We start from the raw sequence: 22,753 nt of genomic DNA on the forward strand, positions 1-22,753 counted from the left end.
GATGCAGCCAACCCGTCCAGCCGGCCCTATTCGCTCACGCCTGTTTTGATAAAGGGCGCCACGCGTCGTGGCAACGCCAGTCTACGCTAGAGGCCTGCCGAAGCATCGATTTCAACCGAGGCCTCCACCTGCACCTCGACCTCGGCGACCTCGAACAGATCCCGCACCGGCTCGACCGTCCAGGGCATGTGCTTGGCGCGGGCGGCGACGACGGGAGCGAAGAAGCTGCGATGATGGATGGTGGGGCCGAGGCGGTCGAGCGCGTCGAGATGCTCGGGCACGCCATAGCCCTTGTGCTGCTCGAAACCATAACCGGGACAATCCTGCGCCAGCGCGCACATCAGCCGGTCGCGCGTCACCTTGGCGACGATGGAGGCGGCTGCAATCGACAGTACGATGCCGTCGCCGCCGATCACGGCTTCGCAGTCGCAGGCCGTGTCGAGCCGGTCGCGGCCGTCGACGAAAACGTGGCGGGGCGCCTCGGGCAAGGCGACCACCGCGCGCTTCAGCGCCCACAGCGAGGCGCGCAGTATGTTGTCGCGGTCGATTCGCGCCGGCGAGGCGACGGCGACCGAGACCTGCGCGGTGGCGCAGATCCTGTCGAACAGCTTTTCACGCTCTTCGGCGGTCAGCCGCTTGGAATCGTCGATGCCGCGCGGAATGCGATCAGGGTCGAGAATCACCGCGGCCGCCACCACGGGGCCAGCGAGCGGCCCGCGGCCGGCCTCGTCGCAGCCCGCGACCGGCCAGACGCCGCGCTTGATCAGCGCGCGCTCGCGGCGAAAGCTTGCCTTGGCGGGCGCTGCTTTTTTCGCAGCAGCCTTCTCTGGCACGGCTTTGGCCGGTTTCCTGGCGGACTTGTCCCGAATCATGGCCGGGATCGTGCGCAAGCCGCCTCGCCTGCGCAACCGGGAACCCGCGCAATTCCCGTTATTCTCGGACGGCCTCCACGCCCGCGCCTCAGAACAGGCTGAGCTGCTCGCCGTTCTGCTTCGGCCGCGCAAAATGATCCGTCGTCAGCTTCCAGCGGCGCTTGTTGAGACCGAGCCGGTCGCAGGCGATCTCGAAGCGCCGGCCGATGGTCCAGGCCATCGGTCCCGTGCCCTTCATCCGCTCGCCCCATTTCGAATCGTAGTCGCGGCCGCCGCGCATGTCGCGGATCAGGGTGAAGACGTGGCGATAGCGGTCCGGATAGTTCGCCATCAGCCATTCGCGGAAGAGGTCGCGTACCTCGAGCGGCAGCCGCAGCAGCACGTAGGAGGCTTCCTTGACGCCGGCGTGCGCGGCCGCGTCGAGGATGCGCTCGATCTCGGAATCGTTCAGCGCAGGGATCACGGGCGCCACCATCACGGTGGTGGGGATTCCGGCCTCCGAGAGTTGCTTCAGCGCCTCCAGCCGCTTCGGCGGCGTCGAGGCGCGCGGCTCCATGGTACGTGCGAGCTTCGGGTCGAGCGAGGTGACCGAGATCGCGACCTTGGCGAGATTGCGCCTGGCCATCGCTGCGAGAATGTCGATGTCGCGCACCACCAGCGCGGACTTGGTGACGATGCCGACGGGATGGCCGGTGCGCTCCAGCACTTCGAGAATGCCGCGCATGATTTTGCGCTCGCGCTCGATCGGCTGATAGGGATCGGTGTTGGTGCCGATCGCGATCATCCGCGGCTCATAGCCGGAAGCCGCGAGTTCCTTCTCGAGCAGACCAGGCGCCTCGGGCTTGGCGAACAGCTTCGACTCGAAGTCGAGCCCAGGCGACAGGCCGAGATAGGCGTGCGTCGGCCGTGCGAAGCAATAGACGCAGCCGTGCTCGCAGCCGCGATAGGGATTGATCGAGCGGTCAAAGCCGATGTCGGGGGAATCGTTGCGGGTGATCACCTTGCGCGAGGTGTCGACGCCGACAACGGTCTTGAACGGCGGCAGCTCTTCCAGGCTCTGCCAGCCGTCATCGAAAGCGACGCGCGCCTCGGCCTCGAAGCGGCCGCTGGCGTTGGATTGCGCGCCCCGCCCTCGCCTGCGCGCGCGGTCGATGGCGACGCCAAGTTCCGGAAAATCCGCGGGGAAATCGGAAGGCGCACCCGCCGGCTCGGAGGGCGCCGTGACCGGCGGGTGCTTGAGAGCAGAAGAAGAAGCTGGACTCATGCCATCAAGATAGCACGGGAAAGGAACAAATCAAGAACAAGAATCGAAAACGCGAAAACAACCCCATGCACAGTAGACCTGCCCAAACTTCGCGCGCCGGCTTTTGACCTCACGCAACACCGGGTCATCTCGATCCCGTTTGATGCCGCGGAAGGATCGATCTCGCCGGAACCCGGTTGGTGACGATCTGCGCTGAAGGTCGGCAGGATCATGACATTTCAACGACAATCGTCCGCTGCAAGCAGCGACCTCGATCTCCTGGATCGCTACTGGCGCGCGGCGAACTACCTCTCCGTCGGGCAGATCTATCTCCTGGACAATCCGCTGCTGCGCGAGCCCTTGCGACCCGAGCACATCAAGCCGCGCCTGCTCGGCCATTGGGGCACGACGCCGGGACTGAATTTCATCTATGCGCACCTCAACCGCGTTATCCGCGCGCTTGATATCAGCGTGCTCTATGTCTGCGGTCCCGGTCATGGCGGTCCGGGCATGGTGGCCAACACCTACCTCGAAGGCAGCTACAGCGAGATCTATCCTGACATCGGGCGCAGCGCGGATGGATTGCGGAAACTGTTCAGGCAGTTCTCCTTTCCCGGCGGCATCCCGAGCCACGCGGCGCCGGAGACACCTGGCTCGATCCACGAAGGCGGCGAACTCGGCTATGCGCTGGTGCACGCCTATGGCGCGGCGTTCGACAACCCTGACTTGATCGTCACCTGTGTCGTCGGCGACGGCGAGGCCGAGACCGGCCCGCTGGCGGCGTCCTGGCACTCCAACAAGTTCCTCAATCCCGCGCATGACGGCGCAGTGCTGCCGATCCTGCACCTCAACGGCTACAAGATCGCAAATCCGACCGTGCTCGGGCGGATGCCCGACAGCGAGATCCGCGATCTGTTCCGCGGATTCGGCCACGAGCCGCTGTTCGTAGAGGGCGACGATCCGAAGCTGATGCACCAGGCCATGGCGGATGCGCTCGACGTCGCGGTCGCCAGCATCCACTCGATCCAGCAGCACGCCCGAGACGGCCGAACCAGCGTCGCGCGGCCGCGCTGGCCGATGATCGTGCTGCGCAGCCCGAAGGGCTGGACCGGCCCGAAGGAGGTCGACGGCAAAAAGGTCGAAGGCTTTTGGCGCGCGCATCAGGTGCCCGTCGCGAACTGCCGCGAGAATCCGGCACACTTGAAGATTCTCGAAGACTGGATGCGCAGCTACGAGCCGGAAAAACTGTTCGACAGAAGCGGCGCGCTCATTCCGGAGCTTCAGGCGCTGGCGCCCGAAGGCAACAGGCGCATGGGCACCAATCCCCACGCCAATGGCGGCCTGCTGAAGAAGGAGCTGAAGCTTCCCGACTTCCGCAGTTTCGCGGTCGAGGTACCGCATCCCGGCACCGTCACCGGCGAGGCCACGCGCGAACTTGGAAGATTCCTGCGCGACGTCATTCGTCTCAACGCGAAGGAGCGCAACTTCCGCATCATGGGTCCTGATGAGACCGCGTCAAACCGGCTCGATGCCGTATTCGAGGCGACCGAACGGGTCTGGATGGAGCCGATCGAACCCTATGACGCTCATCTCGCGCAGGACGGCCGCGTGATGGAGGTGCTGAGCGAGCATCTCTGCCAGGGCTGGCTCGAGGGCTATCTGCTCACTGGACGGCATGGCTTGTTCTCCTGCTACGAGGCCTTCATCCACATCGTCGATTCCATGTTCAACCAGCACGCCAAATGGCTGAAGGTGACACGGCATCTGCCATGGCGGCGTCCGATCGCCTCGCTCAATTATCTGCTGACCTCGCATGTCTGGCGGCAGGACCATAACGGCTTCAGCCATCAGGACCCGGGCTTCGTCGATCTCGTCGCCAACAAGAAGGCCGACATCGTCCGCATCTATTTCCCGCCCGACGCCAACACGCTGCTGTGGATCGCCGATCACTGCCTGCGCACCTTTGACCGCATCAACGTCATCGTCGCCGGCAAGCAGCCGGCGCCGCAATGGCTCTCGATGCAGGAGGCGGCGATGCATTGCGATGCCGGCATCGGCATCTGGACCTGGGCCGGCAACGAGGATGCCGACGGCGAGCCCGACGTGGTGATGGCCTGCGCCGGCGATGTTCCCACGCTGGAGACGCTTGCGGCCGTCGACCTGCTGCGCAAGGCGCTGCCGGACCTCAGGATTCGCGTCGTCAACGTCGTCGACCTCATGACGCTGCAACCGAAAGAGCAGCATCCGCACGGCCTCAGCGACCGCGACTTCGACAGCCTGTTCACGCGCGACAAGCCGGTGATCTTCGCCTATCACGGCTATCCCTACCTGATCCACCGGCTCACCTATAGCCGGACCAACCATGCCGGCCTGCATGTGCGGGGCTTTGCCGAGGAGGGCACCACCACGACACCGTTCGACATGGTCGTGCTCAACGGGCTCGACCGCTACCACCTCGCGATCGAGGCGATCGAGCGCGTACCCAATCTTGCGACAAGAGCCGCGCTGGTAAAGCAGCAGTTCCGCGACGCGCTGATCGAGCATTCGCGTTACGTATGCGAGCATGGTGAGGACATGCCTGTCATCCGCGACTGGGTCTGGCCGGGAAAGGCGGCATGACGCATGCCGGCCTCCGATGCAGTGCTCGCCTTCAACGCGGGCTCGTCGAGCATCAAGTTCGGCGTGTGCGATATTAAGGGCAGAGCGCCTGCCCTGCTCTGCAAGGGACGGCTCGACGAGCACGAGGCGAAGCCGCGGCTGGCGGCCAGGAGCCCGTCGGGCGAGACGCTTTCGAAAAGCAGAGGGAGGCGAAGCGCCGGATGTGGGGTTCTGTCCGCGTTCACATGTGCACACGAGTATGCGGAGACATACCGCTCACCCAAGTGAGTTCGTATCTCCCAGCAGTGCTGCCCTCTCCCACAAGGGGCGAGGGCACATCAACGCGCACCTCGCGCTCGGCTGCGCAACAGCTCGCAACTAGTGAATCCCCGCAAAGATCTGGAAACATCCGATCGCGACCTCGATCACGATCAGCACCACCACCGCGATTTCGAGCCGGAGCGAGCGCTGGGTGTCGATGATGTCGGTCAGCGCATCCGCCGTCTCCGCGATGACCGTGAGCTTGCGCTCGAGCGTATCGAGACGCTCCTTCAGCTCGTATTCGTCCTCCAGGCGCGCATAGAGGCGGTCGAGCTGCGGCTTCTCCCAGAGCGCGTCGGGCTTCTCGGCGACCGCGACACGGCCGGCGACCCGTTGCTGGACCAGCAGCGCGTTGCCGATCAGCTGCAGGATGCTCCTGCGCTTCCGCGAGGTCCGGCCTTTTTCGGCGAGCTCCCGCGCGAAGGGCTCGATGACATCGAAGACCGCAGCGACACGCCGCTCGTCGCGCGCCAGTGACGTGCTCTTGGCGAGAGCGTCGGCGATCAGCAGCAGCCGTTCGTCGGAAAATTTCGCGAGGCAGATCGGCCCGCCCGGCTGGATCGCCTCCGCGTTTTCGTCCTTGCAGAGCTGCGCCTGCGCGGTTTCCTCCTCGATGGGGCTGAGCTCGCCGGTCACGCGGGACTTCAGGCCGTCGAGCAGCACCTTCTCCTCCGATGGAAGGAGGCCGATCAACACGGCGACGCCGTAGCGGAAGATCACGGCGAGGCCGGCATGGACGCGAAAGGCGGCGGGCGTCGAGGAGATCGACGGACCGATCTCCAGCCCCGACGGATTGATGCGTTCACCGAGCATCACGGCGCGGATCCGCAAGGTCGTCGCGGCGTCCGGCTTCTGCGAAGCAGGCGTCACACTCATGGGAAACTGATCGGCGTTCATACTCGTCTCGCTCGGCGCATCGGCGGTTGCGCGTTTTTCCCTGCCGCAAGATCCATGTCAGACTGCCGGTGTACCTTGCGGAAGGTGCCGTCCTCACCCCGGCGATATCGGCGGGGCAAGGCGCAGTTTGAAGCTCACGACATCGAGATTCACCGAAACATTCGGTAACGCCACCACCCTGCGCGCGACATATTCGGCTGCGACGGAGGGACGGCGATTTACCATCGCACGCCGAAGTGCCGCCGAAAAGTTGCGCTCGGCAGCGCTGCGTGTTTATGACAGGATCATAACGAGGTACGCTTCTTTCGAAGTGCGGACATCGAAGCCTCAACCATGCTGAGCGTCATCATACCGACCGAAGGCGTCGAACAGACGGCGGTCGCAACTCTCGCCGCGCTGGTACCCGGTGCCGCGGCGGGGATCATCCGGGAAGTCCTGCTGGTCGACGGCACCCGCAACGGCGTCATCGAGCGCGTTGCCGACGTCGCCGGCTGCCGCTTCATCGGCTACGAAGGCTCTTCGCAGGGCGCGGCGCTCGCCGCCGGCGCGCTCCAGGCCCGTTCGCCCTGGCTGATGTTCCTTCCCGCCGGCGCGGTGCTGGACACCGGCTGGATCGATGAGACCACCCAGTTCATCCAGGCCGTCGCGGCCAGCGGCCGGGATCGTGCGGCGGTGTTCCGCTACGCCCGTTCGCCTTACGCGGATACCGGATTCCGCGATATCCTGTGGTCCCTGGCCCGCAAGCTGGTCGGCCCGCTCGGCGACCAGGGGCTCTTGATCGCGCGTGACCATTACGACCGGATCGGGGGCTATCCGCCCCAGGCCCGCCGTTCCGAGGCGCGCCTGCTCAGGCGGCTCGGCCGCTCCTCCCGGACGCTGCTGCGCAGCCGGATCGTCATGGTCGGATGAGTCCACCTGATACTTGCCATAGTCAAATAATTGTTTGACAATGGCAATTATTGAGGTGCCCCATGTCCATCGACCGTACCGACGACCAGATATCAGCGGTTCGCGCCTTCAACCGCTTTTATACCCGCAAGCTCGGCGTGCTCGACCAGCACCTGGGCAAGAGCCCGTTCTCGCTCAGCGAGGCCCGCGTCATCTACGAGCTGGCGCATCGCGACGACGTTTCAGCGAAGGAGATCGGCAACGAGCTGGGTCTCGATCCCGGCTATCTCAGCCGCATCGTCCAGAGCTTCGACAAAAAGGGGCTGATCACGCGACGGCCCCTGCCCGCGGATCGCAGACAATACCAGCTCAGCCTCACCGCCAAGGGCCGCCAGAGCTTCGCCAAGCTGAACCTCAGCTCGCAAAACGAGGTTGCCGCGATGCTGGCCCAGCTTCCGGCCGGCGATGCAGCGCGGCTCACGCAGGCGATGGCGACCATCGAGACCGTGCTGGAGCCGCATCGAAGCCAGCCCGCACCCGTCGTGCTGCGCAGCCATCGCGTCGGTGACATGGGCTGGGTCATCTCCAAGCAGGGGGCCGCCTATGCCGCGGACTACGGCTGGGATATCAGCTATGAGGCGCTGGTCGCCGAGATCTGCGCACAGTTCATCAAGAACTACGACGCCGCACGCGAGCATTGCTGGATCGCGGAAGTCGGTGGCGAGCCGGTCGGCTCGATCTTTCTGGTCAAGGCCTCGGACGAGCTCGCCAAACTCCGCCTGTTGCAGGTGGAGAAGAAAGCTCGCGGCCTCGGTGTCGGCCGCGCGCTGGTCGAGCAATGCATGCAGGGCGCGCGCGAGCGCGGCTACAAGAGGATGACGCTGTGGACACAGAGCATCCTGGTCGCCGCACGCGGCATCTACAAGAGCGCAGGATTCGAGTTGGTCGCAACCAAGCCGCATCACAGTTTCGGGCACGATCTGGTTGGCGAGACCTGGGAGATGGATCTGTAGCCGCGCGGTGCGAGGATTCAGGAGCGATGCACATTGCTGCGCCCTCTCCCCTTGCGGGAGAGGGCCGCAATGAAGGTCGACACAAACTCACTTGGGTGAGGGGTATGTCTCACGCATTCCGTGCCGATAGATACCCCTCATCCGGCGCTTCGCGCCACCTTCTCCCACAAGGGGAGAAGGCAGAAGGTCACACCGTCGCGCCCTGCGCTTTCGGCCGGCGCAGATGCTCGTCGAGCCGCGGCATGATCTCGACGAAATTGCAGGGGCGCGTGCGGTAGTCGAGTTGCGCCGCCAGGATGCCGTCCCAGCCATCGCGGCAGGCGCCGGGTGAACCCGGCAGGCAGAAGATATAGGTCGCACCAGCGACGCCCGCGGTGGCGCGGCTCTGGATCGTCGAGGTGCCGATCTTGGCGTGGCTCAGCATGTGGAAGGCGATGGAGAAGCCGTCCATGCGCTTCTCGAACAGCGGCTCGATCGCCTCGGGCGTGACGTCGCGCCCCGTGAAGCCCGTGCCCCCGGTGGTGATAACGACATCGACGCCGGCATCCGCAACCCAGCGACGGATGACGGCGCGGATCGCCTCGACGTCATCGGTGACGATCTCGCGCGCGGCGAGATGGTGCCCCGCCGCGGTGAGGCGGTCGACGAGGGTCTGGCCGGATTTGTCATCCGCGAGCGCACGCGTGTCGGAGACGGTGAGTACCGCGATGTTGAGCGGGATGAATTGCTTGGATTCGTCGATCGAGGCCATTGGTGCTCCCTCTCGTGTCCCGGACGCAGCGCAGCGCGTCAGCGTTGCATCGCAGAGCCGGGACCCATTCCTAACAAACCAGGCGCGACCGGCATTGTGGGCCCCGGCTCTGCAGCGCACCGCTAGGAAGCGCTGCGCTGCGTCCGGGGCACGAGACCTGCGCTACGGCCCGCCGCCGCCGAACGTATTACAGGCTTGCAGCGAGCCCTGCTGGTAGCCGGTCATGAACCACTGCTTGCGCTGCGCGGCCGAGCCGTGGGTGAAGGAGTCTGGCACGACGCGCCCGGTGGCCTGACGCTGCAGCGTATCGTCGCCGATCGCGCTCGCGGTGGTCAGGGCGGCGTCGATGTCGCCGGCCTCGAGGAAGTTCGGACGCTTCTTCGCCTCGCGATTGACCCAGACGCCGGACAGACAGTCGGCCTGCAACTCGACCTTGACCTGAAGCGCATTGGCCTCGGCCTTGCTGCCGGCCTGCTGCTGCAGCCGCGTCACCTTCGGAATGATGCCGAGCAAATTCTGGATGTGATGGCCGGCCTCATGGGCGATGATATAGGCCGACGTGAAGTTGCACGCAGACTTGCCGGAGCAGCCGCGGAAGCGCGTCTCGACCTCGCGGAAGAACGCGGTGTCGAGGAAGATGGTGCGGTCCGGCGGACAGTAGAACGGCCCCATCGCCGACTCGGCCCGGCCGCAGCGGCCGCCATTGGTGGCGTTGCGGAACAGCACGACCTTCGGGCCGGTGTAGGACTGGCCGCTGGCCTGGAAGATCTCGCTCCAGCGATCGTCGATTTCGCCAAGGATGCCGGAGATCATGCTGCCCATCTCGTCGGTCGGCGCGCCGCGCTTGGCCTGCGACGACGGACGGTCGCTCTGGTAGCTCGGCGCCTGGCCGCCGCCGGTGAGGATCTCCGCGCCGCCGATCAGGATGCGCGGATCGATGCCGAAGGCATAGCCGACCAGGCCGAGCACGATGATGGTTCCGATGCCGAGGCCGCCGCCGCCCATCGGCAGGCCGAACCCGCCTCCGCCGCCGCCTAGCCCTCCGCCGCCATCGTCGCGACGATCCTCGATGTCGTCGCTGCGGCGGAAATCATCGTAGCGCATGGCAGGCTTCCCTCGGGTCTTGATGGCGTCAATTGGGCGGCGCGAAAACCGCTGGAGCTCAACGCGCCACATACGTAAAATTTCCGTTGCCTTTATCAATATCGTGGCCGGCAAAAATTGCCTAGTGCGACGGCATCGTCGCATCAGCAATTTTTTCCGAGGGCCATGCATTTTTTTCCGAGAGAAATTTGACCGCCGCAACGCCGCCCCGACGCGGGGAAAGGCGAAAGACACTGCAAAACACGGCAAATGCGCGCAGGCATCGGCTCACACAACCCGGTCGCCGGCCTGCTCGCGAAAGCGGCGGGTTAAGTCGATTTTTACTTTGCCGCTTCATTGTAACGGTCAGTCGGTTGTTTGGTCCCGCGTCGCCGACAGCGTCGCCTGAGTCAGAGTTCTTGAGTCATGGTAGTGTCGCGTCGCGGGGCGTCTGCAAAGGCGCCCCGCACAAATTTCGAGTCTGCCTCGCACAGCATCATCCTCGGCGATTGCGTCGCCGAGATGTCGAAGCTTCAGGCGGGTTCGGTCGATCTGGTGTTCGCAGATCCACCCTACAATCTCCAGCTCAAGGGCGATCTAAAGCGCCCCGACGAATCCCATGTCGATGCCGTCGACGACGACTGGGACAAGTTCGATTCGTTCTCCGCCTATGACGATTTCACCCGCGCCTGGCTGCTGGCCGCGCGCCGCGCGATGAAGCCGTCGGCGACGATCTGGGTGATCGGCTCCTATCACAACATCTTCCGCGTCGGCGCGATCATGCAGGACCTCGGCTTCTGGCTCCTGAACGACATCGTCTGGCGCAAGACCAACCCGATGCCGAATTTCCGCGGCCGCCGCTTCACCAACGCGCACGAGACCATGATCTGGGCCGCGCGCGACGAGAAGGCCAGGGGCTATACCTTCAATTACGAAGCGCTGAAAGCGGCCAACGAGGACGTGCAGGCGCGCTCCGACTGGCTGATCCCGCTCTGCACAGGCGAAGAGCGTCTCAAGGGCGCCGACGGCAAGAAGGTGCACCCGACGCAGAAACCGGAAGGCCTGCTCGCGCGCGTGCTGCTGTCGTCGTCCAAACCCGGCGACCTCGTGATCGATCCCTTCAACGGCACCGGCACCACCGGCGCCGTCGCCAAGCGTCTCGGCCGCTCCTATATCGGCTTCGAGCGCGACAAGACCTACGCGAAGGCAGCGGAGGCGCGCATCGCCGCGGTCGAGCCGCTGCCGGAAGAGAGCCTCGCCCCGTTCATGACCGCGCGCGAGGCCCCGCGCGTGGCGTTCTCCGAGCTGATCGAGCGCGGCATGATCATGCCCGGCACGAAGCTGTTCGACGCCAAGAAGAAGCTCGGCGCACTGGTCCGCGCCGACGGCGCCATCATGTTCGGCGACAAGGTCGGCTCGATCCATCGCATGGGCGCGGTGGCGCAAGGCGCGCAGGCCTGCAACGGCTGGACCTTCTGGCACGTCGAGACCAAGAAGGGTCTCAAGCTGATCGACGAGCTCCGCGCGGAGATCCGCGCCGGCATGGCGGCGGAATAGTTTCCGCTCCCTATCGTCATTCCGGGGCTCGCGCTTCGCGCCAGCGCAATGACGGCGGTGGTTGAAAGCCGCGGCCATCAGCACTAGATTCGTCCGATCTGTCCCGCCACCGACCGGTTGGCTCCCATGCGACGACAGTCCGAGACATTGCTGCTGGTGCCGCTGCTGCCGATCTTCCTGGTCGGCATGTTTCCGATGTTCCTGATCGCGCTGCTCGGCTTTTTCGGCCTCGCCATCTTCGGCGTGCTGGTGATCTGCGTCGGGCTTGCCAGCAGCAACGAGGCCCGCGACAATTTCAATCACGACGTCATCGTCAACGGCTATGCGCGGAGATCAGAGCGCGCGGCGCAGGCCTCCGACATGCATCTCGCCGTAAAGCTCGGACTGCGGCTGGAGGCCGTGGGTGCGGCCATGATCGTTACGGCGGCGATCGGCCTTTGTTACGCCGGCTGATCTGCGCCCCGCGCAGATACCGCCCGGCAAACTCGCCGGTTGCTCTCACGGACGACGTTCAGGCAAGAGAGACCGCCGCGCGGCAATGATGCTGCGTCCGCTGTTGGCCACCAAGGCCGGGGAGACGCCAGATGCTCAAATTCTATTTCAACGGATCGCCGAACCCGACCAAGGTCGCGCTCTTCCTGGAAGAGGCCGGCCTGCCTTTCGAGCCGATCAAGGTCGACACACGCAAAGGCGAGCAGTTCGCGCCCGATTATCTCAAGATCAATCCGAACGCCAAGGTGCCGGCGATCGACGATGGCGGCACCATCGTGTTCGACAGCAACGCCATCCTGCTCTATCTCGCCGAAAAGACCGGCAAGTTCCTGCCCGCCAACCGCGCCGAGCTGCTGTCCTGGCTCATGTTCGTGGCGACCGGGGTCGGGCCGTATTCGGGCCAGGCCGTCCATTTCAAGCATTTCGCGCCGAAGGACCAGAACCACGACTACGCCCATAACCGCTACCAGTACGAGACCGATCGGCACTACAAGATCCTCGACGCCCATCTCGCCGGCCGCCGCTACATGGTCGGCGACGCCTACTCGATCGTCGACATGGCGCTGTGGGGCTGGGCGCGGATGGTGCCATTCAAGCTCGGCGACGACGCCTTTGCGCGCTATCCGAATGTGAAGCGGCTGATCGACGAGATCTCGGCGCGGCCTGCGGCGAGCCGCGCGATCGCCCTGAAGGACAAGTTCACCTTCAAGGCCGAGATGGACGACGAGGCGCGCGCCAACATGTTCAAGCACATGACGACGAAAGTGGCCTGATCAGGCTGTATTCGACTGCGAGGCCACGCGCGTGCGCGTGGCCTCTTGCTTTCAGACAGGGTGGATTGCCGGTGATCTTCCCGATAGTGCGGCTCGTCAGGCCGTCGCCTGCTGCAATTTGCCGAGCGCGTTCTCGACCACTTCCAGCGTGTAGGGCTTCTGCACCACGGGTGCGGAAGCCAGATCGACCGGGATCGGCGCGCGCTCGCCGTAGCCGGTGGCGAAGATGAAGGGCACGCCGATCTCCTTCAGCCTCAAGGCCACCTTGATGCTGCTCTCATTGCCGAGATTGAGGTCGAGCAGGGCGAAGCTCGGCCGCGTGCGCTCGATCGCGCGCAGCGCCTGGTCGACGCTCGCCGCCGTGTCGACATGACGCGCCCCGAGATCGAGCAGGATCACCTCCGCCGCCATGGCGATGATGAGATTGTCCTCGACGATCAGGGCCGTGTCGGAAATGCGGGGACGGGCGGGCTGCTGTTCCTCTACGCGCATGGCGGCTCCTGCGATTGACGGCACCAGCTCGACGAAGTTCGGCGGGATGACGAACCTCGCCTGCACGCCGAGCAGGTCGAAGCGGATCTCGGCTTCGCCCTTGAGATCGAATGGGACGGAACGCTCGATGATGGTGGTGCCGAAGCCACGGCGCGACGGCGGCTGCACCGGCGGGCCGCCGCTCTCCTTCCACTCGATCTCGAGGCTCGAATTCGGGTCGACGCGCCACACCACCTCGACCTGGCCGGTGGAATCGGCAAGCGCGCCGTATTTGGCGGAATTGGTCATCATCTCGTGCACGACCAGCGCCAGCGTCGCGAACGCCTTCGGATCGAGCGCCACGTCGGGTCCGACGATCTTCACGCGGTCGGCGCGCGCGCCGAGATAGGCGCCGGCCTCGGATTCGAGCAGCGTGCGCAGCGCCACCGGCGCCCAGTTCAGATTGGTGATCTGGTCGTGGGCACGCGCCAGCGCCTGGATGCGGCCGCCGAGCACGCCGGCGAATTCGTCGACGCTTCTGGCAGTGTCCTTGCTCTGCGCCACCAGCGCGCGGACCAGGCTCAATATGTTGCGGACGCGATGATTGAGCTCGGCAATCATCAGCTCCTGCCGTTCCTGCGCACCGCGGCGCTCGCGCGCGGCAAGGTCGGACAATTGCAGGATCACCTCGAGCAGGGTGACGCGCAGGCTCTCGGCGATGCGGATGTCGGCCGCCGACCACGGCCTCGACTGGCCCGCCACCGTCTCCTGCCAGAGCTCGAAGCTCTTGCGCGGCGTCAAACGCGGTCCGTTCGGGCCCTCCTCGTAGACCTTCTCGGGCGCCCCCCCCCAGGTCACCGAGCGCAGCACCTCGCGGCGGAAGAAGATCAGGCAGTCGCGCGGGGTTCGCGAGATCGGAATGGCGAGAAATCCTGCCGCACGGTCGCGAAACACCTCGCCGGCCGCATAGAGCTTGGCAATCTCCGCACTGGCGCAGATTCGTCCCGGCGAAGTCCGGTTGATGAAGGCGACGAGCTCTTTCACCTCGCCCTCGGTCGGCGTGTCGCCGTCGAGCGTGATCCTGTTGTCCGACCAGATCGCGACACCGTCGCAGGCGATCATCCGGCGGTAATCGCCGACGAAATCGACGATCGCGCGCCGGCTGTGCTCGTGCGTGCCGGCGGTTTCGATCAACCGCTCCTGAATCTTCTGGGCGCCGGCTTCATAGGCGACGTCGCCTTCGCGCTCCCGCCCCTCCACGATCCAGGAAAACATCTGCCCGAACAATTCGGAGGCCGTACGCTTCTCGAACGAGATGTAGCGCGACGAATAATGGTGGCAGGCGAACAGCCCCCACAGCTTGCCGTCGCGCAGGATCGACACCGACATCGAGGCGGCGACGCCCATGTTGCGCAAGTATTCGATATGGATCGGCGACACCGAGCGCAGCACGCTCATGGACAGATCGAGCAGCCCCGCATTGTGCGTAGCCGTCGACAGCAGCGCGGCCGGCCTGGCGTCGATGTCGGCGATGATGCGCAGCCAGTTGCGCTGGTAGAGGATGCGCGCCTGCCTGGGGATGTCGGAGGCCGGATAGTGCAGGCCCAGAAACTTTTCCAGGCCCGCTTCCGCAGCCTCCGCAATCACCTCGCCCGATCCATCGGGGTGAAACTGGTAGACCATGACGCGGTCGAAGCCGGTCAGAACCTTCAGCTGGCGCGCCGCCTCGCGGGCGAGCTCGGTCATGCCGCGGGTCTTGCGGATGCGATCGAGCATCAGCCGCACCAGCTCGCCGGAATTGACGCCCGCTTCGATCACGCTGGGCTCGGCCTCGATCACGAGATAGGCGCCGGAAAAATGGATCGAGAGATCGTAGAGCGGCCGGCCCGCCTGGATCTCGACGCCGAACACGCGCTCGGTCGCATCAGGCCCGCCGAGCTGGTCGACGCGGTTGCGGATGGTCTCGATCGCGCCAGCAGAGAAGACCCCGGCAAGCGGCCGCTGCAGGAGGTCGGCGACGTCGCCGCCGAGGAAGCTGCCGGCGTTGTCCGACGCCATGCAGATCGTGAAGTCCGACAGCAGCGTCAGCAGGAAGCCGAACGGCTGCACATTGCCTGGGATGTGGATCGGCTCGCGATCGCAATTGGTGAGATTGACCGCCTCGTTCATGCGCGATCCGCCGCCCGCTCGAACGCGGCAAACGCTCTGCGCGCCGCTTCGATGACCTCGTCCTCGTCACAGCCCACGTCACTGGCGAGCTTTGACAGAAAGCTCTGCCACAAGCGCTTTCCGGCCCCATGCCTTAGATAGGCCGTGGCCTCGCCGATGCGCGGATCGGCCGCATCCGCGATCGTCTTCAGCAGAAACCTGGCGCCGAGGCGGGAGCCCTCCAGCACGTACATCGTGCCAACGATCCCGCCGGGAGTCAGTGGCGACACTGACACGGTGGCCTGCGCCTCCCGGCCGAGCTGATCGAGGTCGGCCCCGATTGCAGCGCTGCGTGTACGCTCCGGCCAGTCCGGAAACATCCTGGCGACGCCGGCGTCCACCAGCGCCGCTTCGAGCGGCAGCAGCGCGCCCGCGCTGGCCTGAAGGAAACGACGATAGCCGGAGAAGACGGTGAGATCGAACGCGGACATCTGAGCGTCGAGTTCCCGATGTGCAGTCGCGGTCGCATCTCTCAATCGTTCGTGGAGTCCGGGACAGCTGCGGCCCACCTGTATCGAAACGTCCGAAGCCCCAGCCAGCATGAAATTCCCAACGCGCGCGAAGCCGGCGCGCGATTGCCCCGGAAACGAACGAACGCAGGCGGGAGAAAAAGGTTCCCGCCTGGTTCCAGCCTCTCCGGGCGGCAGTTTCTAGCGCGCCGCGGCCGGCCGGGCCGATTGCGGGAAAGGCCCGAGCGCCTTCTCGGTCAGAACGGAGTCGCAATACTCCCTGATCTCCTTGATCTTGCCGTTCTCGAACCGGAACACGAGGCAATAGTCGTTGTCGTAACGCACGCCTTCAGGCGTGACGTTGTCGCCCTTGGCCTCGACGACGACGATGTCGCCATCGGCGATGAAGCGCTCGGCGATCGTGCGCGTCCGATCGCGCAGGCGGGTGCGCACATAGCCGTGCAGATCGTTGAGGATCGCGTCCTTCCCGGCGAAGGTGCGCGACCAGGAATACTGCCCGGTCACGATCCATCGGGCATCGTCGGCAAGGCTTGCCGTGAACAAGGCGCGATCCCGCACCGCCTGATCGGGGCTGGCGGCAGCGGCGAAAATATCCTGCATCAGTTTCTTGTTGGCGCTCGCGCTCATGGCGGCATCTCCGTTTGGTGGCAACACGGAGAACATCGCCGTCCCAAGACAATTCTTCAAATCGATAGGGAATATGATAACTATTCACCTCATGAATTTGAATTCGCTCGATCTCAATCTGTTGACCGCACTCGACGCGCTGCTGCGCGAGGCCAATGTCAGCCGCGCCGCCCTGCGCATCGGGCTGTCGCAGCCGGCGACGAGCCATGCGCTGCAACGCCTGCGCGACATCTTCGGCGACCCGCTGCTGGTGCGCACCGGCGCGCGGATGGAGCTGACACCGCGGGCGCAGGCGTTGCGCGCGCCGCTGGCGCAGGCGCTCGACCAGGTGCGCGGGCTGTTCGTGCCCGAGGAGTTCGACGCCGCGCGCAGTGAGCGCGCGTTCCGGCTGATGATGCCAGATCTCGCCGTCGAGCTGCTGATGCCGCCCTTGATGGGGAAGGTGACGCGCCTTGCGCCCAACGTCCGCATCGACGTCGTGCCTTGGCGGGGACCTGCGATCTTCCACGCCGAATTCGCCCGCACCATCGACCTCGTGATCTCGATCGGCAACGCCTTCAAGGGATTTCACCGCCAGCTGCTCTACACCGACAGCGACGCGCTGGCGGTGCGGCGTGGCCATCCCATGGGCGCCAGGCTGAAGCGGCGCGAGGCGTTCCTCGCCGCGCGGCATGTCGGCGTGGTCATCCGCGGCAATGCTGAGGATCTCATCGACACATGGCTGCGCACCAAGGGCATCGAGCGGCACATTTCGCTGGTGGTGTCGGGCTATCTCGAAGCCCTGCACGTGGCCGCCCGCACCGACCTCGTCGCCTTCGTGCCACGCCGGCTGATCGCGGCGCTGTCGAAGCATCTCGGCCTCGTCACGGTGACGCCGCCGCTCGATCCCGGGATCGACGAGCAATTCCAGTTCTATCCGACCCGGGCGCAGATGGATCCGGGCTCGATCTGGCTGCGGCGACTGATGCTGGAGACCGGGCGGGAGATGGAGAAGAAGCCTTGGTAGGGTGGGATAGACCTGCGAGCCGCGCAAAGCGCGGTCCACTGGGCGTAACCCGCCACTTCTGTCTTCTGCGGAAATTGAAGAGGTGGGTTACGCTTCGCTAACCCACCCTACAAGATCGTCTCACGCCTTCTGCGCGTCCATCACCTTGCGCACGGCGGAGCGATCGGACATGCGCTTGAAATGGTCGGCAATCTTCGGCGTGGCGTTGATGTCGACGCTGTCGCCCTCGAGCCAGGTCGAGAGCGTGTAGAGATAGGGATCGCAGACCGTGAATTGATCGCCCATCACCCAAGGTCCCCTGAACATCTTCTGTTCGAGCAGGGAGAAGCAGGCGCCCATGGTCTTCGGCACCATTGCCTTCATGTCGGCGAACGAACTCTCCTGCGTGGCCCAGCGGGCGCCGCGCATCTTGTGGGCATGGTTGATGTGCACGGTCGAGCAGAGATAGGAGTTGAACGACTGTACCTGGGCGAAGTCGAAGGGATCGTCGAGCGGCGCGAGTTTCGCCTTCGGGAAGGTTTGCGCGATATAGGCCAGCATCGCCGGCGTCTCGGTGAGGACGCCGCGGTCGGTTACCAGGGCCGGGACGCGGCCCTTCGGATTGATCGCGAGATAGGCCGGGCTGTTCTGCTGATTGTCCTTGAAGCTCAGCCGTTCAGCCGTGTAGTCGGCGCCTGCCTCTTCCAGGCTGATGTAGGTGGCGAGCGCGCAGGTGCCGGTGGCGTAGTAGAGCTTGAGCATGTCGAACCTCATGGGAAAGCTGGAAATTAACGGCTGTCCGTGGCCAGGTCTATAGCACGAAATCCTCTTCGCAGTTGCCCACGGCCGCCCGCCTGTGCCAAGACGCCTGCAAGTGGAGGGGTCTTGTCATGACGGTACTCATCGCCGGCGGCGGCATCGGCGGGCTGACGCTTGCGCTCAGCCTGCACGGAATCGGCGTCCCCGTGAAAGTGTTCGAGAGCGTCGCGGAACTGAAGCCGCTCGGCGTCGGCATCAACGTGCTGCCGCATGCGGTGCGCGAGCTGATCGAGCTCGGGCTGCTGGACAAGCTCGATGCCAGCGGCGTGCGCACCCGTGAGCTCGCGTACTTCTCCAAGCACGGCAAGCCGATCTGGAGCGAGCCGCGCGGGTTGGAAGCCGGCTACAAATGGCCGCAGTTCTCGATCCATCGCGGCACGCTCCAGCAGCTCCTGCTCGACACCGCGGTCGAGCGGCTCGGCCGCGACAACATCCTGACCAGCCATCATCTGACGGGCTGGACCGAGACGGCCAGCGGCGTGCGCGCCGACTTCATCGACAAATCGACCGGCAAGGCCGCCGGGACTTACGAAGGCGCGATCATGGTCGCCGCCGACGGCATCCATTCCGCCGCGCGAGAAAAGCTCTATCCCAATGAAGGCCCGCCGATCTGGAACGGTCGCATCCTCTGGCGCGGCGTGACGCCGGCCAAGGCCTTCCTCACCGGCCGCACAATGATCATGGCCGGGCACGAGATCTTGAAATTCGTCTGCTACCCGATCTCGAAGGAACCGGACGCATCAGGCAACCACCTGATCAACTGGGTCGCCGAGCGCCACATGCCGCCGACCTATCAGTGGCGGCGCGAGGACTATAACCGCACCGCGCGGCTGGAGGAGTTCTTGCCCTGGTTCGAGAGCTGGCAGTTCGACTGGCTCGACGTGCCCGGCCTGATCAGGAACTGTCCGCACGCCTACGAATATCCACTGGTCGATCGCGATCCGGTCTCGCAATGGACCTTCGGCAAGGTGACGCTGATGGGCGATGCCGCACATCCGATGTATCCGATCGGCTCCAACGGCGCCTCGCAGGCTATCCTCGACGCCCGCACCATCACGCGCGAGATTTTGGCGCACGGCCCGACGACGGAAGCATTGCTCGCGTATGAAGCCGAGCGAAGGCCTGCGACCACCGACCTCGTGCTGCTCAACCGCAAGAATGGCCCCGAGCAGGTGATGCAGCTCGTCGAGGAGCGCGCGCCTGACGGCTACAAGGTCGTCACCGACGTGCTGTCGCAAAAGGAGCTGGAAGACATCGCCGCGAACTACAAGCGCGTCGCGGGCTTCCAGGTCGAGGCGCTGAACGCCAAGCCGCCGATCGTGAGCACGGACGCCCGCGCGAGGGTGTGAGGTTTCCGAGCACGATGCACGTCAACGCGCCCTCGCCCCTTGTGGGAGAGGGCAGCGACGCAGGTAGACACAGACTCACTCGGGTGAGGGGTATCTCTCCGCGCGTTCACTTCTCGCGATTGAATTCGCGGAGACATACCCCTCATCCGGCGCTTCGCGCCACCTTCCCCCACAAGGGGGGAAGGAAGAGGAACGCGCGTCGCCGCACTATTTCCCTACCACCCTCGCCGCCTCCAGCAGCCGCTCGCTCGCGCTCGCCGTTGCCAGCACCGTGCCGTCCTCAGCCATCAGCTTGGCCTCGACGAACGCAATGGTCTTGCCGAGCTGCGTCACCTTGGCCTCACCAACGATCGGGCCAGGCTTCGCCGGCGCCAAAAAGTTCACGGTCATGCTGATGGTCGTGGTGTAGAGCCGGCCCTCGCTCATCACCAGCACCGCCGGACCCATCGTGTCGTCGAGCATGGCGGAGAGCATGCCGCCCTGGATGAATCCCGCAGGGTTGCAGAACTCGGGTCTGCCCTCGAAGCCGAGCTTGATCCAGCCGTCCTCGGGACGGGCCTCGAGCAGGCGCCACCCGAGCAGTTCGGCGCAGGGCGGCCTCTTGAAGTTGTCGAGTGCGGTCTTGACCATGGCAGCCTCCATATCGCGCGCTGATAGCGCAACGCTGCTGCCAGCATGCTGTCAGGAGGATCGGCCCGATGCTGGGGCCAACGCGTGCGCAATCACCTTGCGCATGACATTGGGCAGCGCCTCGCCGGACAGCGTCGCGATCGGCACCCAGCGCATGCCTTCGGGCGCGCGCGTGCGGGCCTCGGCCTTCGCCGTGTAGACCACGAGCTCCAGCGGAAAATGCGTGAAGACGTGGGTGACGACGCCGACCTTGCGTTGCCAGCGCGACAGCCCCTTCATGTCAGGCGCCTGCCCTTTCGCCGTCGCGTCCTCCTGGCCGGCGAGCCAGTCAGAACCCGGCACTTCGGTCATGCCGCCGAGCAGGCCCTTCTCGGGCCTCGAGCGGACCAGCAACTCGCCGCCGCGGGTGACGACGAAGGCGGCGCCGCGCCGCAGCGTTCCGCTCTTCTTCGGTGCCTTGCGCGGAAACGTCTCCTGCGTACCCAGTGCACGCGCCGTACAATCCGCAGAGAACGGGCATAGCGAGCAGGCCGGCTTCTTCGGCGTGCAGATCGAGGCGCCGAGATCCATCAGGGCCTGCGCGCTATCGCCGGCGCGAGAATTCGCCAGCAGCGTCGCTGCCAGTTGCTGGATCAGGGACTTTGCCTGCGGCAGCTCTTCCTCGACCGCGAACAGGCGCGACACCACGCGCTCGATATTGCCGTCGACAGGCATGGTGTGGCGATCGAAGGCGATCGCCGCAATCGCTGCCGCGGTGTATGGGCCGATTCCCGGCAGCGCGCGCAGGCCCTCCTCGGTATCGGGGAAGGTGCCGCCATGCTCGCGCGTCACCGCGACGGCGCAGGCGTAGAGATTGCGCGCGCGCGAATAGTAGCCGAGCCCGGCCCACATCCGCAGCACGTCATCAAGCGAAGCGCTCCCGAGCGCCGTAACGTCAGGCCAGCGCGCGACGAATTTTTCGAAGTAGGGCCCGACCGCCTTTACCGTGGTCTGCTGCAGCATGATCTCCGACAGCCAGACGCAATAGGGATCCGACGCCTCCCCTGGCGCGGCGCGCCAGGGCAGCCGGCGACGGTGGCGGTCGTACCATTGGAGGAGCGCAATCGGACGCGACGCGGTCTCGGGCTGACTGGGTTCCGATTTCGCCTTAGGGGCGGATTTGGGGCTCATGCTCTGACTGTAGCGACAACCCACCGGCCTCTCCACGCCATGCCCGCGCTCGTCGTGGGCATCCACGTCTTTCTTCGCTGCAGGGAGTCTGCCGGCCGCACGTCGGGGTGCTATAAGGCCCCATGGCCAAATTCCCACCCAAACCCGGCCCCATCAGCGCCAAGCCGCTCGGGATCCTGCTCGACGACGTCTTTGCCGAAGCCTATGCCAAGCAGGGATTTGCGGCCCGCGAGTTGGTGACGCGGTGGGCGGAGATCGCCGGGCCCGAGATCGCCGCCCATGCCGAGCCGCTGAAGATGCAATGGCCGCGCCCCGTGGAGGGCCAGCCGCAGGAGCCGGCGACGCTTGTGTTGCGGGTCGAAGGTCCGATGGCACTGGAGATCCAGCATTCCGCCGACGTCATCCTGGAACGGGTCAACCGCTTCTTCGGCTGGAGCGCGGTCGGCAAGCTCGCCTTCCGCCAGGCTCCCCTGTCGCGCGCCCGGCGCCCGGTGCGTCCCGGCCCGCCTGACCCCAAGGTCGTCGCCAAGGTGGCGGAGGGCCTCGGCGACATCGCAGACGAAGAACTGAAGTCGGCGCTGGCGCGGCTTGGGGCCGCCATCAAGCGAAATTGAGCCTCATTCCGGAGCCAATCTGGACCCCTCCTTGCCGCTCACCATTGCCTCAAACCACGTTTCAAGCTAGCGACAGGCCGCCTGGGAACCTTTGAGCCTTGACGAGAATCCTGGCGAGACCACATCAATTCGGGAGCCGACCTTGATCATTACCCGCCGCGCCTTCACCACGATGCTCTCGCTGACCGGCCTTGCCGCGCTCGCCGTGCTGTCGCCGCTGCGGTTCATTTCCGAGGCCATGGCACAGTCCGCGGCCGACGTCGCCAAGCCGGTGTCGCTGCCCGACATGGCGCTGGGTCCAAAGGACGCTGCCGTCACCATCACCGAATACGCCTCGATGACCTGCCCGCACTGCGCGGCCTTCAACGAGCAGGTGTTTCCCAAGATCAAGTCGGAATACATCGACACCGGCAAGATCCGCTACATCTTCCGCGAGTTCCCGCTCGACATCAAAGCCGCCGCCGGCTCGATGCTGTCGCGCTGCATCGCCAATGGCGACGCGCCGAAATATTTCGCTGTCACCGACATGCTGTTCCGCCAGCAGAGCGATTGGGTGGTGAAGAACACCACGGAGACCCTGACGCGGATCGGCAAGCAGGCCGGCCTCACCCAGCAGCAGGTCGAAACCTGCCTGAAGGACCAGGCGCTGCTCGACAAGATCGCCGCCGACCAGAAATACGCCAGCGAGGTGCTGAAGGTGGATTCCACGCCGACCTTCTTCATCAACGGCGAGAAGATCAAGGGCGAGACTTCGTTCGAGGAGTTCGCCAAGAAGATCAATCCGCTGCTGAAGAGCTGATTCGCTCGTCAAGATCCTGATTCGCATCTCAAAAGCCGTATCTTTCCCGGCATAAATCCCTTGGGAAAAGCGGCTTTCGCAGGTTGCCCTCGCGGCGCACCGCGGCCATTGTCCGCCGCATGA

Annotated in this window: 21 protein-coding genes; 10 read left to right on the plus strand and 11 right to left on the minus strand. The window is 65.2% G+C overall.

Annotation, left to right across the window (positions count from 1 at the left end):
- Positions 1-86: 86 nt before the first annotated feature.
- Together XH90_RS26880 and XH90_RS26885 are read right to left on the minus strand one after the other, a co-directional pair.
- On the minus strand, positions 87-872 hold the full coding sequence (locus XH90_RS26880; protein ID WP_194477310.1) for a ribonuclease HII: 786 nt from the start codon (positions 870-872) through the stop codon (positions 87-89).
- Positions 873-960: 88 nt separating this feature from the next.
- Positions 961-2,136, minus strand: a complete 1,176-nt coding sequence (locus tag XH90_RS26885) for a PA0069 family radical SAM protein (RefSeq protein WP_194477311.1) — start codon at positions 2,134-2,136, stop codon at positions 961-963.
- Between the two features lie 210 nt (positions 2,137-2,346).
- Here XH90_RS26885 and XH90_RS26890 point away from each other — a divergent pair, with 210 nt between their 5' ends.
- The gene (locus XH90_RS26890) at positions 2,347-4,734 is read left to right on the plus strand and encodes a phosphoketolase (RefSeq protein ID WP_194477312.1); all 2,388 of its coding nucleotides are present in this window, start codon (positions 2,347-2,349) and stop codon (positions 4,732-4,734) included.
- A 357-nt stretch (positions 4,735-5,091) separates the two neighbouring features.
- Here the strand turns inward: XH90_RS26890 and XH90_RS26895 are convergent, their stop codons facing one another.
- Complete coding sequence (locus XH90_RS26895; protein WP_194477313.1) at positions 5,092-5,931, minus strand: RMD1 family protein; 840 nt, start codon at positions 5,929-5,931, stop codon at positions 5,092-5,094.
- 333 nt (positions 5,932-6,264) lie between these two features.
- Here XH90_RS26895 and XH90_RS26900 point away from each other — a divergent pair, with 333 nt between their 5' ends.
- Together XH90_RS26900 and XH90_RS26905 are read left to right on the plus strand one after the other, a co-directional pair.
- Complete coding sequence (locus tag XH90_RS26900) at positions 6,265-6,840, plus strand: glycosyl transferase (RefSeq protein WP_194477314.1); 576 nt, start codon at positions 6,265-6,267, stop codon at positions 6,838-6,840.
- Positions 6,841-6,902: 62 nt separating this feature from the next.
- A complete protein-coding gene (locus XH90_RS26905) occupies positions 6,903-7,832 on the plus strand; it encodes a helix-turn-helix domain-containing GNAT family N-acetyltransferase (RefSeq protein WP_194477315.1) in 930 nt (309 codons plus the stop codon).
- Between the two features lie 187 nt (positions 7,833-8,019).
- On the opposite strand, the gene moaB is transcribed toward XH90_RS26905, so the two are convergent.
- Entirely contained in the window at positions 8,020-8,583 is a 564-nt protein-coding gene (gene moaB / locus XH90_RS26910; RefSeq protein ID WP_194477316.1) for a molybdenum cofactor biosynthesis protein B, read from the minus strand.
- Between the two features lie 162 nt (positions 8,584-8,745).
- A complete protein-coding gene (locus tag XH90_RS26915; RefSeq protein WP_194477317.1) occupies positions 8,746-9,687 on the minus strand; it encodes a neutral zinc metallopeptidase in 942 nt (313 codons plus the stop codon).
- Between the two features lie 405 nt (positions 9,688-10,092).
- On the opposite strand from XH90_RS26915, the gene XH90_RS26920 reads away from it, so the two are divergent.
- From XH90_RS26920 to XH90_RS26930, 3 genes are all read left to right on the plus strand, one after another.
- Positions 10,093-11,223, plus strand: coding sequence for a site-specific DNA-methyltransferase (locus XH90_RS26920; RefSeq protein WP_305853142.1), 1,131 nt, complete (start codon positions 10,093-10,095; stop codon positions 11,221-11,223).
- A gap of 126 nt (positions 11,224-11,349) precedes the next feature.
- Complete coding sequence (locus XH90_RS26925) at positions 11,350-11,676, plus strand: hypothetical protein (protein WP_194477319.1); 327 nt, start codon at positions 11,350-11,352, stop codon at positions 11,674-11,676.
- A gap of 131 nt (positions 11,677-11,807) precedes the next feature.
- Positions 11,808-12,488, plus strand: coding sequence for a glutathione S-transferase family protein (locus XH90_RS26930; protein WP_194477320.1), 681 nt, complete (start codon positions 11,808-11,810; stop codon positions 12,486-12,488).
- Between the two features lie 96 nt (positions 12,489-12,584).
- On the opposite strand, the gene XH90_RS26935 is transcribed toward XH90_RS26930, so the two are convergent.
- The 3 genes from XH90_RS26935 to XH90_RS26945 all read right to left on the minus strand — a co-directional run bounded on the left by XH90_RS26935 (position 12,585) and on the right by XH90_RS26945 (position 16,264).
- Positions 12,585-15,128 (minus strand): HWE histidine kinase domain-containing protein, encoded by a 2,544-nt coding sequence (locus tag XH90_RS26935; protein WP_194477321.1) that lies wholly within the window; start codon positions 15,126-15,128, stop codon positions 12,585-12,587.
- Positions 15,125-15,709: a biliverdin-producing heme oxygenase gene (locus tag XH90_RS26940; protein ID WP_194477322.1), complete on the minus strand. Its 585-nt coding sequence runs from the start codon at positions 15,707-15,709 to the stop codon at positions 15,125-15,127. The genes XH90_RS26935 and XH90_RS26940 overlap by 4 nt, the downstream gene beginning before the upstream one ends.
- A 108-nt stretch (positions 15,710-15,817) precedes the next feature.
- The gene (locus tag XH90_RS26945) at positions 15,818-16,264 is read right to left on the minus strand and encodes a nuclear transport factor 2 family protein (protein ID WP_194477323.1); all 447 of its coding nucleotides are present in this window, start codon (positions 16,262-16,264) and stop codon (positions 15,818-15,820) included.
- Positions 16,265-16,355: 91 nt separating this feature from the next.
- Here XH90_RS26945 and XH90_RS26950 point away from each other — a divergent pair, with 91 nt between their 5' ends.
- The gene (locus XH90_RS26950; protein WP_194477324.1) at positions 16,356-17,270 is read left to right on the plus strand and encodes a LysR family transcriptional regulator; all 915 of its coding nucleotides are present in this window, start codon (positions 16,356-16,358) and stop codon (positions 17,268-17,270) included.
- A 120-nt stretch (positions 17,271-17,390) separates the two neighbouring features.
- Here the strand turns inward: XH90_RS26950 and XH90_RS26955 are convergent, their stop codons facing one another.
- A complete protein-coding gene (locus tag XH90_RS26955; protein WP_194477325.1) occupies positions 17,391-18,011 on the minus strand; it encodes a glutathione S-transferase family protein in 621 nt (206 codons plus the stop codon).
- Between the two features lie 128 nt (positions 18,012-18,139).
- Between XH90_RS26955 and XH90_RS26960 the strand changes: the two genes are divergently transcribed.
- Positions 18,140-19,417: a flavin-dependent oxidoreductase gene (locus XH90_RS26960; protein WP_194477326.1), complete on the plus strand. Its 1,278-nt coding sequence runs from the start codon at positions 18,140-18,142 to the stop codon at positions 19,415-19,417.
- 207 nt (positions 19,418-19,624) lie between these two features.
- Here the strand turns inward: XH90_RS26960 and XH90_RS26965 are convergent, their stop codons facing one another.
- Positions 19,625-20,047: a PaaI family thioesterase gene (locus XH90_RS26965; protein ID WP_194477327.1), complete on the minus strand. Its 423-nt coding sequence runs from the start codon at positions 20,045-20,047 to the stop codon at positions 19,625-19,627.
- Between the two features lie 51 nt (positions 20,048-20,098).
- Positions 20,099-21,217, minus strand: coding sequence for an A/G-specific adenine glycosylase (gene mutY / locus XH90_RS26970; protein WP_194477328.1), 1,119 nt, complete (start codon positions 21,215-21,217; stop codon positions 20,099-20,101).
- Positions 21,218-21,339: 122 nt separating this feature from the next.
- On the opposite strand from mutY, the gene XH90_RS26975 reads away from it, so the two are divergent.
- A complete protein-coding gene (locus tag XH90_RS26975) occupies positions 21,340-21,831 on the plus strand; it encodes a DUF721 domain-containing protein (protein ID WP_194477329.1) in 492 nt (163 codons plus the stop codon).
- Positions 21,832-21,973: 142 nt separating this feature from the next.
- The gene (locus tag XH90_RS26980) at positions 21,974-22,630 is read left to right on the plus strand and encodes a DsbA family protein (RefSeq protein ID WP_194477330.1); all 657 of its coding nucleotides are present in this window, start codon (positions 21,974-21,976) and stop codon (positions 22,628-22,630) included.
- The last annotated feature ends 123 nt before the right edge of the window (positions 22,631-22,753 follow it).

Source organism: Bradyrhizobium sp. CCBAU 53338 (genome assembly GCF_015291665.1).
GTDB lineage: Bacteria > Pseudomonadota > Alphaproteobacteria > Rhizobiales > Xanthobacteraceae > Bradyrhizobium.